Raw genomic sequence first — 14243 nt, 5'->3', positions numbered from 1 at the left:
AACAGAGGTCCCCGGAACGGCGGCCCGCACGCAGGGCCCGCAAATCATCCCGGCCGTGGGGTGACCCGGGATCAGGGTGCGGGTGGCAGGAGGTCCTCCGGGGTGCGGCGGCCCGGTCTGGGTCCGGAGCGCACCGCCGCCACGCTGGCGAGGATCACGAGCCCCATGCCCCACAGCTCGAGGGGCCCCAGGGCCTGTCCGAGCAGCAGCCAGCCCACCAGCGCCGCCACCGCGGGGGCCGTGCTGACCAGGATGGAGAAGGTCTCCGCGGCGAGCCGTCGCAGTGCCGCGAGCTCCAGCGCGTACGGCAGCGCGGAGGACATCACCGCCACCGCGAGCCCCACCAGCAGCACCCACGGCTGCAGCAGGGCCGCGCCACCGCTGACGATCCCGAACGGGGCCGCGAGCACCGCTCCGACCACCATGGCCATGGCAAGTCCCTGGACTCCCGCGAACGAGCGGCCCGCCTGCCGGGACATCAGGATGTACAGCACCCACATGCCCGCAGCGGCGAGCGCGAACAGCACACCGCTGAGGTCCGGGGCCCCGGTTCCGGGGCCCACCCCGCTGAGCAGCAGCACCCCTGCGAACGCGAGCGCGGCCCACAGCGCACCGCTCACTCGGCGGGAGAGCACCACGGAGAGCACGAGCGGGCCGAGCAGCTCGATGGTCACCGCCACCCCCAGCGGCAATCTGGCGATGGCCTGGTAGATCAGCATGTTCATGGCGCCCAGGGCGGTCCCGAAGCCCAGCACCACTGGCAGGTCCGCACGGGTCAGGGCGGACCACCGCGGGCGCACGACGACGCTCAGCACCACCGCGGCCAGCGTGAGCCGGAGGAACACGGCGCCCAGCGCTCCGACCTCGTCGAAGAGGGATACGGCGACCGCAGCCCCCGTCTGGGTCACGAGGGCGGCCGCGAGCACCAGGACCACGCCCTGGGTGGTGGTGCCGTCCCCGCCGGCGGAGCTATCGGGCGGGCCGCTCACGCCCGGCGGTCTGCGAGCAGGAACGTGCGCAGCGCCTTGGTGAACTGCTCCGGCCGGTCCGCGTGCACCCAGTGGCTTGCGCCGCGCACGGTGATCCGCACGGTCTTGGGGAACAGCGCCCGCATGGCCGGGGCGTCCGCCTCCTGGATGTACGGCGAGTTCTCCCCCGCCACCCACAGGACGGGGCCCGGGTAGCTGAGCCCGGCGACGTCGTCGGCCGGCCAGGCCCCGATCACCCCGAGCTCGTCGTGCAGCAGGTCCAGGTTGGGCTGCCAGCCGAAGCCGCCGTCCCGGTGCCGCAGGTTCTGGAGGAGGAACCCGCGGACGGTGTCGTCCGGGATGTCGGCGCGCAGGGCGGCGTCGGCCTGGGAACGGTGGGTGATGCCGGTGAGGTCCAGGCGCTTGAGCGAACCGAGCAGGTGCTCGAAGTTGCCGCGCGAGGAGATGGTGTCCGCCTCCTGCGAGTCCACGGGGGCAATGTCCTCGACCACGAGCCGGCGCACGAGATCGGGGTGGCGCAGCGCCAGCACCATCGCCACCTTCCCGCCCATCGAGTGCCCCACCACGTCCACGGGGCCCGCGGCGGCGAAGTCCGCACTCAGCTGCTCGGCCACGGTGTCCGCCATGGCGGCGTAGCCGAAGCTCTCGGTCCACGCGGACTCGCCGTGGTTGGGCAGGTCCACGAGCAGGCAGCTGAACTCGGGCTGCAGTCCCTTGGCGATGTTGGTGAAGTTCTTGCCCCGCCCGAACAGTCCGTGCAGGAACACCACACGGTGCTCCCCCGAACCGATGAGCGTGGTCTTCAGTGTGGGTCTGGGGTCCTGGGGCACGGGGGTCAATCTACTGCGCGGGCGCGGAGCACGGCAAAGCCGACGACGACGCCGCCAGCGCGCCCCGGCGCCGCCGGGCCGGGTTGTTGCCGGGCTCGGCTGGTGCCGTGCCGGGCTGTCGCCGGGCCGGGCACCCGCCGGGTCGGGCTGTGACGGGACGGGGCGTCGCCGCGCCGTCGCCAGACGGGCTGTCCCCGCGGCGTCGTCGGGCCGGTACCCACCGCGCGCGGGTCAGCCGGGGAAGTCACCCCACACCAGCTGCGCCCCGGCGTGGCCCGTGAGCGCCACCATCACCAGGGAGAAGGCCGCCGTGAGCACCGCGAGCACCCGCAGGGCCAGCAGCACGGTCTCCCGGCGGGCGAAGCGGTCCGCGGTGAGCCAGCGCTGCGCCGCGTAGAGCAGAACCGAGATGCCGAGGCACAGCCCCACGGCCACCACCAGCAGGTCCGCGTACTGCGCGTGCGGACCCACCTGACCGGGGGCGTGCTCGCTCAGACCCATGGGGGGGGGGCAGCAGGGCCTCGCCCGTGCTCTTGGCGAGCAGGGAGGCCGCGAGGGCCACGGCGCTGACCCCCACCGTGACGGTGCCGAGACGGGCGCGCCAGCGCGGCACGGTGGCCCAGAGGAGAAGGAGGACCGCACCCACGGGAGCGGCGACGACGGACAGGTGGACGAGGAGCGGATGGGCGGGCAGTCCCGCGATCGATGCGAACACGCGATCATCATCGGCCGGGAATCGGTTGCCCACAAGCAAGTTGAGGCTTTCCTGTCTCGGCGAACACCCAGGATGGTCCGGCACACCGGGTGGAGCTGTGCGCCGCATGGAAAACGCCCCGCAGCGGCCTGGACGTCAGGCGCGCGCGGGGCGTGGTTCCGGCAGCGGGGTCAGTTCGAGGAGCCCTTGAGCCGCTCGATGTGCTCCGAGGCCTGGGCCTTGGTGAGGTCCGCGGGCAGCTCCTCGCCGGCCTGCTTGGCGAGGGTATCCAGGTAGGATTTCTGGGCCGCGGTCATGGGCTCGTCGCCGCTGACCCAGTCCGAGGGGTCCTTCTCCAGCGACGAGTCCTGGGCGTCACCGGTGGCGCCGATGGTCTCGCCCTGCGGCGCACCGTTCTGGGCGGCGCCACCCTGCGGCACGGAGCCGTCCGGGGTGCCGTTCTCGAGCGGGGGCTGCTCGTTCTGCCTCTGGGGGTCCTGGGCGGGGGTGTCGGTCATGGGTGCTCCTCCGTGCTCGTGCGGGCCGGTCGGCTCCGGGCCCGCGGGATCGGGATGCGCGCCGGGCGCCTCGGTGGGGCGGGGTCTCCCGCCCCGGCTCTCGGCACTGCCGGTGTCGTGTGCCAGACCTTAGTGGCCCGCGGGCCAACCGGGGAGGGGTTTCGCTCACGGCGCTCAGTCCAGGGACCCCCTGCCGGGTCCCCTCACCGCACGATGCTGCGGGTGGTGCCGTCCTCCCGACGGGTCCATCCCCTGGCATCGAGGTGCTCGAGCAGCGGGATCGCCACCCGGCGGGTGGTCCCCCACGCCTGCCGGGCCTGGCTCGTGGTGAAGGGCTGCGGGAGGCGGGCGAGCTCGCGCATCGCGAGCGCGGGCGCGGTGGGCAGCAGCACGACGTCGCCCGGCAGCCGCAGCAGCCGACCGAGCCGCTGCGCCGCGGCGAGTTCGCGCGGACCGAGCCGCAGCGCATCGAGGTCGTGGGCCTCGGGGGCCGCGAAGGGCTGGGCACGCAGCCGGGCCTCCAGTGCGGCCACGCCCTGCTCCGCGGCGCCGAGTCCGCCCGGCCGTCCGGGCACTGCGAGGTACCCGTCCCGGTCCGCGAGCCCCGCGCGGTCGACCACGGCGGCCAGGACGTGCGCCCCGGGCTCACCGAGCACCGTGCGTGCGGCCCCGCGGGACAGCCCTGGTGCCAGCGGTTCCCGCTCGTGGGCGGCCTCCACGGCAGCGCGCAGCCGGGTGGCCCACTCCTCCAGGCGCGGGGCGTGGATCCACCACTGCCCGGTGGACACCACGTCGTCCGGCAGGGTTCCATCCGTGGCAAACCCGAGCAGCCGCAGCCGCTGCAGCGAGACCGCCCCGTGCTTGACGGTCTCCGCCACCGGGTCCCCGAGGTCGGGGATCCGGGCGAGCCGGGCGGCCTCGCGGGTGCCGTCACCGCGGCGGGACAGCGCGGGCGGGTCCACGTCCAGCACCCGGGCACCGCCCACGACCACGCGGGCCCCCGGGTAGCGCAGCACGAGCCCGTCGCCCGGCACCAGGGTCAGGGCGTGGTCCAGCTGCAACCGCGCGTGCTCGGCGTCCAGCGGCCGGATCCTCGCGCCCACGCCCGCGGTGCCCGCGTGGACCACGAGCTCCTCGGGGACCTCGGTGAACGGCGCCCCGCCGTTGCGGCGCACCTCCAGGACCTCCGTGGCGGGCCAGGTCTCGGGGGTCAGGAGCACGTCACCACGGTGGATCGTGTCCCGGTCGGCCCCGCGCAGGTTCACGGCCACCCTGGCGGTGGGCCCGATCTGCGTCACGGAGCGGTTCTGGCTCTGCAGCGAGCGCACGGTGACGGTCTGCTGCCCCTCCACCCCGCGCAGCGTCATCCGGTCGCCGGTGCGCAGCGTCCCCGCCGTGAGCGTGCCGGTGACCACGGTCCCCGCCCCCGAGATGGTGAAGGCGCGGTCGATCCACAGCCGCACGCGCGCCGTCGCGTCCGGTTCCGGCACGTCGTGCAGCACGGCGTCCAGCGCGTCGCGCAGCTCGTCCAGACCCGTGCCCTGCCCTGCGGAGACGACGACGGCGGGGGCCTGCGCGAGTCCCGTGCCGGCGAGTTCTGAGCGAGCGCGGGAGATCACGGCGTCGACCCGCTCCGGGGCACGGTCCTCCTTGGTCACCACGATCAGCCCGTGGCTGATCCCGAGGGCGGCCACGGCGTCCCGGTGGTCGCCGGACTGCTCCTGCCAACCCTCGTCCGCGGCGACCACGAAGCACACCACCGGTGCGGGCCCGACCCCCGCGAGCATGTTCCCGAGGAAGCGTTCGTGCCCGGGGACGTCCACGAACGCCACGTGCGTGCCCGAGGGCAGCTCGGTCCACGCGAAGCCGAGGTCGATGGTCAGCCCGCGCTGCTTCTCCTCGTCCCAGCGGTCCGGTTCGATGCCGGTGAGTGCCCGGACCAGGGTGCTCTTGCCGTGGTCCACGTGGCCGGCGGTCGCCACCACGTGCATCAGCGGATCCCCTCCAGCGCCGCCGTCACGGCGTCGGCCAGGTCCCGGTCACGGGATTCCGGCACGCAGCGCAGGTCCACGAGGCACGCGCCGTCGTGCACCCGGGGCAGCACGGCCGGGCGCCCGAGGCGCAGGGAGTGGGCAGCGGCCTCGGGCAGCCGCACGGCCCACCCGTGCAGCGGCACCCCCGGGGCGCCGCCGCCGCCCACACGACCGTCGTGGGGCACGACCTCCGCGCCCACCGCAGCGGCCAGCGCTTCCGCGCGTTCCCGCAGGCGGCCGGGTTCCGCGTGCAGGGCGACGTCGACCGGCGTCGCGCCCCCGCGCAGGGTCGCCTCGAGGGCCGCGAGCGTGAGCTTGTCCGCGCGCACCGCCCGGGCCAGCGGGAAGCGCGCCAGGCGCCGGACCGTCTCCGCACGCCCGAGCAGCAGGCCCGCCTGGGGGCCGCCGAGGAGCTTGTCCCCGCTCGCGATCACGGCGTCCGCCCCGGCCTCCAGGGCCTCCGAGAGGCTCGGCTCGTCCGGGAGCGCGGGGTCCGGGGTCAGCAGGCCGCTGCCCACGTCCACCACGAGCGGCACGCCGTGCTCGTCCGCGAGGGACCGCAGCTCCCGCAGCGGCACGGCCGAGGTGAAGCCCGCCACCCGGAAGTTGCTGGGGTGGACCTTGAGGATGCACCCGGTCTCCGGACCCAGCGCGGCCGCGTAGTCGCCCGGGTGGGTGCGGTTGGTGGTGCCCACCTCGCGCAGACGCGCCCCCGTGGACTCCATGAGGTCCGAGAGCCGGAACCCCGCGCCGATCTCCACGAACTCCCCCCGGCTGACGACCACCTCGCGGGTGCCGGCCAGGGCCGTGGTGGCGAGCACCAGCGCGGCGGCTCCGTTGGTCACGACCAGCGCGTCCTCGGCAGCGGGACACGCCTCCAGCAGAGCCTCCCGGGCACCCTCGCCGCGCGCCGAGCGCTGCCCGGTGGCCAGCTCCAGCTCCACGTCCACGTAGCCGGAGGCGTCGAGCACGGCCTGCCGCGCGGCGTCGGAGAGCGGGGCCCGGCCCAGGTTGGTGTGCACCACCACGCCGGTGGCGTTGAGCACCGGGGTCAGGCTGCTCGCGCCGCGGGTGCTCAGGCTCGTGACCACCGCGTCCACCACGGCCTCCGGGTCGATCTCACCGGCCCGCGCGCGCTGCTGGACGGCGAGGACGGCGGCTCGCACCGCGGCGTCGCCCAGTCCTCCGGCCGCCGCACGGACCCGCGGGTCCGCCAGCACGCGGTCCGTGCGGGGGATGCGACGGCGGGGGTCCTCTGTGCTCACGATGCTCCTCGGGTGGATGATGGGAGGCCGTGTCCCACGGCCGTCCCGGTTGCGCGTCGGCCCTTCAACGCCCGGGTGAGCGCGCGCCCCGGGATGCGGCGGGAGCTGCGCACGGGTGCCCGCGAAGGCCCCGCGCGCGCCCACCGCGAGCACTGGGGCGTGGCAGCCTCCCGGGTGGGCGGCCGACCGGCCGCGGGCGTGGTCGCAGCAGTCCCCGGGGTCCTGATGCTCGAAAGGTTGGCGGAGGCGGACGGGAATCGAACCCGCCAGACCGAGGTGCTCGGTCTCACCGGTTTTGAAGACCGGGGCGCCCACCAGGACACGGACGCCTCCGCGGCCGAATGTACCACCGCCCGCGGACCCGCATGCTCAGCAGCCTGTCGGAGCGCGTTCCTACACTGGCCCCATGAGCGAACGCACCACGGACTCCCCCGCCCAGGACCCCGCAGCGGGTCTCGGCCGCCTCACGAGCTACGCCCACGGCGGCGGCTGCGCGTGCAAGATCCCCCCGGGAGAGCTGGAGGACGCGGTGCGCGGGCTGACCGGTCAGAACGCGCCGGACGTCCTCGTGGGCCTGGACGACGGCGACGACGCCGCGGCCGTTCTCGTGCGCCCGGACCTCGCGGTCGTGTCCACGGCGGACTTCTTCACCCCCGTGGTGGACAGCGCCCACGACTGGGGCCGGATCGCCGCCGCCAACGCCCTCTCGGACGTCTACGCCATGGGCGGCACCCCGGTGGTGGCCATCAACCTGGTGGGCTGGCCGCGCGAGCTGCTGCCCATGGAGCTGATGTCCGAGGTGCTGCAGGGAGGGCTGGACGTTGCCGCGCAGGCCGGCTGCCCGGTGATCGGCGGGCACTCGATCGACGCCCCCGAGCCCACGTACGGCATGGCGGTCACGGGCACTGCGGACCCGCAGCGCCTGCTGCGCAACGACGCCGCACGGCCCGGTCTGCCGATCACCCTGACCAAGCCGATTGGCGTGGGGCTGCTCAACAACCGGCACAAGGCCACGGGCGAGGTCTTCCCCGCGGCGCTCGAGACCATGACCGCTCTCAACCGGGATGCCTCGCGGGCCGCGCTGGCGGCCGGGGTCGAGGCGGCCACGGACGTCACGGGGTTCGGCCTGCTGGGCCACCTGTACAAGATGTGCCGCGCCTCGGGCGTGGGCGCCACGATCGACGCCGCCGCCGTGCCCCTCGTGGAGGGAGCCGCCGACGCGCTGCGGGACGGATTCGTCTCGGGCGGCACGCGGCGCAACCTGGACTGGGTGCGACCCCACCTCGCGGCGGGCTCAGGCGTCACGGAGGACACCCTGCTGCTGCTCGCGGACGCCCAGACCTCGGGCGGACTGCTCGTGGTGGGCGAGGTCCCGGGCTATCCGGTGATCGGCGAGACCACCGCGCTCCCCGAGACCACGGACACCCTGGTCACCGTGCGCTGAGCCGGATTCGAGGCCCTATTCCTTCGGTCCTCGTGCGCGGGGGAACCACCCGGTGGCCAGGATCGAGAGGCCGATGAGGAGGAATGGAACCCCGATGACCGTACTGTCCAGCGTCAGCACGTAGACGACGCCCAGCATGAGAAAGACCAGCGCCACTGCCGTTCGACTCTTGTGATGAATGGGGCCTTTGCCCTCTTTCTCAGGGTCGCCCGCCATGCTCCGTCTGTGTTCTGCTCGGCGGGCCCGTGGTGATCGAGTCGTCCGTGACGCCCGAGGCGCGGCGCTTGTTCAACCGGTTGCGCTGCGGGATCACCGTGTACTTGGGGTCCTTCACGGACTCCTTGCCGCCCCAGAACACGCCGAAGCGCGTGAGGGCCGAGGACGAGACCAGGGCGAGTCCCGAGGCCGCGGCGACCCAGCGGCGTCGTCCGCCGAGCAGCGCTCCCAGGCCACCGGCGATCGAGAGCCGCTCGCTCCACTCGAGCCACTGGCCGGGCCGACCCTGTTCGAGGGGCTCCACGGTCACGGGGTCCATGGCGTCCTTCATCACGCGCATGGCCACGAGCTCCCCGGCAACGCCCGCGACCGCGAAGAACCGGGCGGGTGCAGCCTGCTCCACCGGCGTGGTGAGCATGGCCAGCCCGCCGGACGCCAGGGACGCGGAGCTCGCGAACACGAAAGCCAGGTGCCCGTGCATCTCGTGCCAGGTGGGCACGGCCGTGTCGCCGAGCAGCATGGCGGTGTAGGTGGCCATCGGGGCACCGAGCACACCTGCGGCCACGCTCGCGGGCAGCTCCGCGGCGTGCAGCACGGGACGCAGCGGGCCGAGCGGCAGCCGCTCCCCCGACATCCGGTCCACTTCCACCGCCGCCGCGACTCCCGCGTTCGTGGAGAACGACGCGAGCACCCACGAACCGATGCTCATGGGCGAGGTGGGCTTGAACGTGCGCATCATGTGCAGGAAGCGCTCGGGACGGCCGAGATCGGCCACCAGGAGAACCCCGCCGAGACCCGCAGCCGTCAGCGCGGACAGCCGGGCGTTGCGACGCAGCGCGGACCTCCCGGTCAGGTGCCCGCCGAGAGCGAGGATCGCCGAGCCCCCGGACAGCCCGCCCAGGAACAGGTAGGAGGCGATCTTGGAGTCCCACGGGGGTGCCTTGACGATCGGCCGGCCGTAGTAGGACGTGAACTCCGTCTCGGGCACCATGGGCATCTCGCGAGAGCCGTCCCCGCCGCCGCGGCGGAACGCTCCCCCGCCCGGTCCACGGTTCCTGCGACGCCGTTTGCGCCGCGGTTCCTCGGGCGGTCGGTAGCTGTCGTACGGGGAAGGGCTCATGAACGCTCACCCACCGTGAAGGCCGCCGCGCCGAGGGCCAGCATGCCCATCACGGCCATGCCTGCCCGCTTGTACATGCGGTGCAGGTCCTTGGTGGGAACCTGCGGGTCCGGCGGCAGCCCGTAGACCTCCGGCTCGTCGAGCAGCAGGAAGATCGAGCCCGTGCCACCCACGCCGTCGTTCGGGTTGGCGCCGTAGAGCCGCGCCTCGGTCTTCCCCTGCTCGTGCAGCTGGGCCACCCGCTGCTGCGCCGTGGCGAGCATGCTCTCCCGCTCCCCGTACTTGATGGAGGTGGTGGGACACGCCTGCGCGCACGCGGGGGTGTCGTCGTTCTTCATGCGGTCGTAGCACAGCGTGCACTTCTGGGCGATGCCGTCCTGCGGGACCTTCACGGTGTCCGGCATGGGCGGGGCGCCCCGCTGGGTCTTCGGCTCCACCAGCCCGTCGTTGCGGCGCTCGATGACCCCGAACGGGCAACCGGCCACGCACGTGCCGCAGCCGTTGCAGATGTCCTCCTGCACCACCACGGTGCCGTACTCGGTGCGGAACAGTGCACCCGTGGGGCACACGTCCAGGCACCCGGCGTGGGTGCAGTGCTTGCACACGTCCGAGGACATCAGCCACCGGAAGTCCGGGGTGTCCAGCACCGGGGAGCCGTCCCCGCCCGTGCCTGCGGCGTCGGACACCGCGCCACCGGAGGAGCAGCCGCAGCCGCCCGCCGATCCGCAGCCCACCGGCGCGGTGACGCCGGGGGTGGACTGGGACGAGCACGCGCAACCGGGCCCCGCGGCGTCGTCGGGCGCCGAACCACCGCACGCGCACCCGGCGGAGTCCTCCGCGGCAGCCGCGGAACCGCATGCGCACCCGCCCGCGGCAGGCGACGCCGCCGGGGGCCCCACGCGCGGCATGCCGAGGCTCACGAGCGCGCGCCCGGACTCGCGGGCCTGCTCGATGCGCTCCTGGGACTGCTCAATGAATGCCACGTGGCGCCAGGTGTCAGCCCCGAGACCCCCCGTGTTGTCGTAGGAGGAACCCAGGATCTCGTAGTCCGAGTCCACCGGGTTGCGGTTCCACTCCTTGCACGCCACCTCACAGGCCTTGCAACCAATGCAGATGGACGTGTCCGTGAAGAACCCGCGCCGGTGGTGCGGATGGTCCCAGTAGGTGTCGTCCGCGAAGCTGGGAGTGGGTGTTGCTCGTTCCGTGCTCACTGGTCTTCTTCCTGGTCCGTCGTGGCCGTCCCCGCCGTGTAGGCCGTGGACCGCCCGGCGACGTCCCCGCTGTCGCGTGCTCGCAACGGATCCTCGTTCAGCTCGCGCTCCGGATCCGTGATGCGCTCCATGCCGGTCATGATCGTGAGGTTCGCGCGCTGCTGGTACTCGCGCACCAGCTCGTTGCGCTGCGCCCCGCGCGGTCTGCGACCCGGACGGATGTCGCACGAACCCGTCTTGAAATTCTGGATCTGCACGTTGGGGTCCAGCGTGATGCCCAGCAGGTCGTTGGCGCCGTCACCGGAGACCACGGCATCGCTGCCTGCGCCCCAGTGGTAGGGCAGCCCGATCTGGTGGATGGTCTTGCCCCCCACCGTGAGCGGGGTCATCCGGTCCGTGACGAGCACCTTGACCTCGATGGCCGAACGCGGTGAGACGATCGTGGCCCACCCGTACGGCTCCAGCCCCTTCAGCTCCGCGAGCTCGGGTGAGATCTCACAGAACATCTCGGGCTGCAGCTCGGAGAGGTACGGCAACCACCGGCTCATGCCACCGGCCGTGTGGTGCTCGGTCAGCCGGTAGGTGGTGAACATGAACGGGTACACGTCTGTGCCCGGCGCCTTGCCGCTGGGTGCGGAGAGGTTGTCCTCCCGCGGAAACATGACGCGCGTGGGACTCTGCTGCTGCGTGTACAGCGGGTTGTCCACGGGGGACTCCTGCGGCTCGTAGTGCGTGGGCAGGGGCCCGTCCATCATGCCCTTGGGTGCGAAGAGCCAGGCCTTGCCGTCCGCCTGCATGATGAAGGGGTCGTCACCGGCGAGCGCATCGGGGCCGCCCTGCTGCGGGTCGGGATGGCTTCCGGGCTCCCGGTCCAGCGGGAAGTCCGGATTGTCCTTGCCCGTCCAGGTGTGGTTCTCCTCGTCCCACCACACGAGCTTCTTGCGCTCGCTCCAGGGCTTGCCCTGGGGGTCCGCAGAGGCACGGTTGTAGAGGATGCGACGGTTCGCGGGCCACGCCCACGCCCACTCGGAGGCGATCTCGTCCTGCACCTGCCCGGGCACGCGCATGGCGGCGCGGTTCACGCCGTCCGCGTAGATGCCCGTGTAGATCCAGCATCCGCCGGCCGTGCTGCCGTCGTCCTTCATCTGGTTGTAGGAGCTCAGGGGCTTGCCGGCGTCCGGGCCCGTGAGGAACCGGCCGTTGATCTCGGCCAGGACGGCCTCGGCGTCCGGCTCCCCCTCCTCCGTGAGCGGGTATTCCCACGTGAGCTCCAGCAGCGGCCGGTCCCGTGGGTCCGTGGAGTCAGCGAGGCGTTCGCGGAGCCGCTTGCCCAGCTCGAAGAAGAACTCCAGATCGCTCTGCGCGTCCCCCGGCGGGGTGACCGCCTGGTGGCGCCACTGCACCAGACGCTGGGTCTGGGTGAAGGAGCCGGACTTCTCCACGTGCGTGGCCGCGGGCATGAAGAAGACCTCGGTGTCGATGTCCTCGGTCTTCAGCTCGCCCGAGGCGATCTCCGGACCGTCCTTCCACCACGTGGCGGACTCAATCATGTTGAGGTCCCGCACCACGAGCCACTTGAGGTGGGACATTCCCATGCGCTGCAGCCGCCCGTTGGCCGAACCCACCGCGGGGTTCTGCCCCAGCAGGAAGTACCCCTCCACCTGGTCCTTGAGCATGGACATCAGCGTCTGGTAGGTGCCGTGGGCCCCGTTGATGCGCGGGATGTAGTCGTACGCGTAGTCGTTCTCGGCCGTGGCGGCGTCCCCCCACCACGACTTGAGCAGGTTGACGGCGTAGGACCGGGCGTTGGCCCAGTACCCCTTCTGGTTGGTGGTGCGGATCCCGTCCACGTAGTCGTCCAGGGTCTGCGCCGTCACGGACGGCATGGGCAGGTATCCCGGTAGCAGGTTGAACAGCGTGGGGATGTCCGTGGAGCCCTGGATGGTCGCGTGCCCGCGCAGGGCCATGATTCCGCCACCGGGGCGCCCCATGTTGCCCAGCAGCAGCTGCAGGATGGACGCCGTGCGGATGAACTGGGCGCCCAGCGTGTGCTGGGTCCACCCCACCGCGTAGGCAAAGCACGTGGTGCGGTCCCGGCCGGAGTTCTCCGTGACCGAGCGTGCCAGGTACGCGAAGTCCTCCTCGGAGATGCCACACGTCTCCCGCACCATCTCCGGGGTGTAGCGGGAGAAGTGGCGCTTGAGGATCTGGAACACCGTGCGCGGGTGCTGCAGGGTCTTGTCCCGCTTGGGCGTGCCGGTGCCGACGGGGGCACCGCCGCTGCCGAACTGCTGCCCACCGGCCTTCGCACGCTGCTCATCACCCTTGGCGTGCTCCTCCGCGCCCTCGTGGCCGGAGCCGTCGTCCTCGGTCTGGTAGGCCCACGACCCCAGGTGGTAGGAGCCGCTTTCCGAGTCGTAGCCGGAGAACAGCCCGTTCAGGTCCTCGGCGTCCTCGAAGTCCTCGCTGATCAGGGTGGAGGCGTTCGTGTAGGAGACCACGTACTCGTGGAACCAGAGGTCGTTGCTCAGCACGTAGTTGATCAGTGCACCGAGCAGCACGATGTCCGAACCCGCGCGGATGGGCAGGTGCTTGTCCGACACGGCAGAGGTGCGCGTGAACCGTGGGTCCACGTGAATCACACGGGCGCCGCGTGCCTTGGCCTCAGTGACCCACTGGAAGCCCACGGGGTGGCACTCGGCCATGTTGGAGCCCTGGATGACGATGCAGTCCGCATTCGCCATGTCCTGCAGGGACTGGGTGGCGCCGCCGCGCCCGAAAGAGGTTCCCAGACTGGGAACCGTGGCGGAGTGTCAAATCCTGGCCTGGTTCTCGATCTGTACGGCACCGGCTGCGGTGAACAGCTTCTTGATCAGGTAGTTCTCTTCGTTGTCCAGCGTGGCGCCGCCCAAGGACGCGATGCCCATGGTGCGGCGCAACGGCCGGCCCTGCTCGTCCGCGTCCTGCCAGCCGCGGCGTCGTGCCTCCAGGAAGCGGTCCGCGATCATGTCGATGGCCTTCTCGCGCTCGAGCGGCTGCCACTCGGAGGCGCCGGGCGCGCGGTACAGCACCTGTGTCTGTCGGCCCGGGGAATTGACGAGCTGCTCGCTCGCCGATCCCTTGGGGCACAGGCGACCGCGGGAGATCGGAGAGTCCGGGTCCCCCTCGATCTGGACCACGCGCTCGTCCTTGACGTAGACCTTCTGGCCGCATCCCACCGCGCAGTACGGGCAGATGCTCTGCACCACGCGGTCCGCCGTGGCGGTGCGCGCGGTGATCTCCTGGGTCCTGCGGGACTGCACCGCACTGCTGCGGCCGGTGTGGTCCCCGGTGCGGAGCTGGCGGATGACCGGCCACTCCAGCGGGCTGAATCGAGACATGCGGCAAGCTTAGACCCTTTCTCCGACACCCACGGGAAGCACGTGTGTGGCAGGACCCGACCTTGGGAGCGCCCCCGGACGTGCCGGACGGCCAGGACCCGCAGGTCCCGGCCGTCCCAGCAGTCACCGCACCGTGCGGGCGGCGCCGTGGCCCGTCCTCACTCCATGGGATCGGAGGGTCCCGCCGCCCCGTCCTGCAGCGAGCGGTTGACCTCGAGGTCCGCCTGGGGATCGTCCACGAGCGCCGCGATCTCGGGGTCCTCGGTCTCGGCGGGGGTGTCGGGCCCGGGGACGGTCTGCTCCTCGGCCACCTGTTCCACGTCCGCCTCCTCGGGGCGCTTGAGGGGGTCCGCGTCCTCACCCCACTGGGCGTCGTCCTCCTCCCATGCGGAGTCCTCGGCACCAGTGGTCTCGATCAGGTCGTCCTCGCGGAACGTGTCCCCTGCCGCCTCCGGGGTGTCCAGAGGATTGGGATCCGGGATGGGCTGCGTCATGCGGTGCTCCTTGCCAGGTTCTCGTCCGACGCGCGGTCGCGCGCACCGT

The 14243-nt window shown here is 72.5% G+C and carries 12 protein-coding genes and 1 tRNA gene; 1 reads left to right on the top strand and 12 read right to left on the bottom strand.

Annotated elements, in window-relative coordinates:
• Positions 1-71: 71 nt before the first annotated feature.
• The 7 genes from DNL27_RS04485 to DNL27_RS04455 all read right to left on the bottom strand — a co-directional run bounded on the left by DNL27_RS04485 (position 72) and on the right by DNL27_RS04455 (position 6662).
• The gene (locus DNL27_RS04485; RefSeq protein WP_112234820.1) at positions 72-989 is read right to left on the bottom strand and encodes a DMT family transporter; all 918 of its coding nucleotides are present in this window, start codon (positions 987-989) and stop codon (positions 72-74) included.
• Positions 986-1819, bottom strand: coding sequence for an alpha/beta fold hydrolase (locus DNL27_RS04480; protein WP_112234819.1), 834 nt, complete (start codon positions 1817-1819; stop codon positions 986-988). The genes DNL27_RS04485 and DNL27_RS04480 overlap by 4 nt, the downstream gene beginning before the upstream one ends.
• Positions 1820-2050: 231 nt before the next feature.
• The gene (locus tag DNL27_RS12405; protein ID WP_239494450.1) at positions 2051-2320 is read right to left on the bottom strand and encodes a hypothetical protein; all 270 of its coding nucleotides are present in this window, start codon (positions 2318-2320) and stop codon (positions 2051-2053) included.
• 384 nt (positions 2321-2704) lie between these two features.
• Positions 2705-3031 carry a DUF3072 domain-containing protein gene (locus DNL27_RS12615; RefSeq protein ID WP_012397853.1) on the bottom strand — a complete coding sequence of 109 codons (327 nt, stop codon included), beginning with the start codon at positions 3029-3031 and terminating at the stop codon, positions 2705-2707.
• Between the two features lie 203 nt (positions 3032-3234).
• Entirely contained in the window at positions 3235-5022 is a 1788-nt protein-coding gene (selB, locus tag DNL27_RS04465) for a selenocysteine-specific translation elongation factor (RefSeq protein ID WP_112234818.1), read from the bottom strand.
• Positions 5022-6329 carry an L-seryl-tRNA(Sec) selenium transferase gene (gene selA / locus DNL27_RS04460; protein WP_112234817.1) on the bottom strand — a complete coding sequence of 436 codons (1308 nt, stop codon included), beginning with the start codon at positions 6327-6329 and terminating at the stop codon, positions 5022-5024. Before selA ends, selB begins: the two co-directional genes overlap by 1 nt.
• Positions 6330-6567: 238 nt before the next feature.
• Positions 6568-6662: transfer RNA gene (locus DNL27_RS04455), tRNA-Sec, on the bottom strand.
• A 73-nt stretch (positions 6663-6735) separates the two neighbouring features.
• On the opposite strand from DNL27_RS04455, the gene selD reads away from it, so the two are divergent.
• Complete coding sequence (gene selD / locus DNL27_RS04450) at positions 6736-7773, top strand: selenide, water dikinase SelD (RefSeq protein ID WP_112234816.1); 1038 nt, start codon at positions 6736-6738, stop codon at positions 7771-7773.
• Positions 7774-7788: 15 nt separating this feature from the next.
• On the opposite strand, the gene DNL27_RS12120 is transcribed toward selD, so the two are convergent.
• The 5 genes from DNL27_RS12120 to DNL27_RS04425 form a co-directional block, all read right to left on the bottom strand.
• On the bottom strand, positions 7789-7989 hold the full coding sequence (locus tag DNL27_RS12120; RefSeq protein WP_012397849.1) for a hypothetical protein: 201 nt from the start codon (positions 7987-7989) through the stop codon (positions 7789-7791).
• Entirely contained in the window at positions 7973-9109 is a 1137-nt protein-coding gene (gene nrfD, locus DNL27_RS04445) for an NrfD/PsrC family molybdoenzyme membrane anchor subunit (protein ID WP_112234815.1), read from the bottom strand. Before nrfD ends, DNL27_RS12120 begins: the two co-directional genes overlap by 17 nt.
• The gene (locus tag DNL27_RS04440; protein WP_112234814.1) at positions 9106-10320 is read right to left on the bottom strand and encodes a 4Fe-4S dicluster domain-containing protein; all 1215 of its coding nucleotides are present in this window, start codon (positions 10318-10320) and stop codon (positions 9106-9108) included. The genes nrfD and DNL27_RS04440 overlap by 4 nt, the downstream gene beginning before the upstream one ends.
• Positions 10317-13700, bottom strand: a complete 3384-nt coding sequence (gene fdh / locus DNL27_RS04435; protein ID WP_239494449.1) for a formate dehydrogenase — start codon at positions 13698-13700, stop codon at positions 10317-10319. The genes DNL27_RS04440 and fdh overlap by 4 nt, the downstream gene beginning before the upstream one ends.
• Positions 13701-13858: 158 nt before the next feature.
• Positions 13859-14194: a hypothetical protein gene (locus DNL27_RS04425; RefSeq protein WP_112234811.1), complete on the bottom strand. Its 336-nt coding sequence runs from the start codon at positions 14192-14194 to the stop codon at positions 13859-13861.
• Positions 14195-14243: the final 49 nt, after the last annotated feature.

It is taken from the genome of Kocuria sp. BT304, from assembly GCF_003290245.1.
GTDB classification, from domain to species: domain Bacteria; phylum Actinomycetota; class Actinomycetes; order Actinomycetales; family Micrococcaceae; genus Kocuria; species Kocuria rhizophila_A.
This window is presented reverse-complemented; position numbering and strand designations above follow the sequence as displayed.

Bases quoted from the DNA above. Each gene is read 5' to 3' on its own strand.
- DNL27_RS12405 (WP_239494450.1), bottom strand. From the start codon at position 2,320: ATGGGTCTGAGCGAGCACGCCCCCGGTCAGGTGGGTCCGCACGCGCAG.
- selB (WP_112234818.1), bottom strand. From the start codon at position 5,022: ATGCACGTGGTGGCGACCGCCGGCCACGTGGACCACGGCAAGAGCACC.
- DNL27_RS12120 (WP_012397849.1), bottom strand. From the start codon at position 7,989: ATGGCGGGCGACCCTGAGAAAGAGGGCAAAGGCCCCATTCATCACAAG.
- DNL27_RS12615 (WP_012397853.1), bottom strand. From the start codon at position 3,031: ATGACCGACACCCCCGCCCAGGACCCCCAGAGGCAGAACGAGCAGCCC.
- selD (WP_112234816.1), top strand. From the start codon at position 6,736: ATGAGCGAACGCACCACGGACTCCCCCGCCCAGGACCCCGCAGCGGGT.
- nrfD (WP_112234815.1), bottom strand. From the start codon at position 9,109: ATGAGCCCTTCCCCGTACGACAGCTACCGACCGCCCGAGGAACCGCGG.
- DNL27_RS04425 (WP_112234811.1), bottom strand. From the start codon at position 14,194: ATGACGCAGCCCATCCCGGATCCCAATCCTCTGGACACCCCGGAGGCG.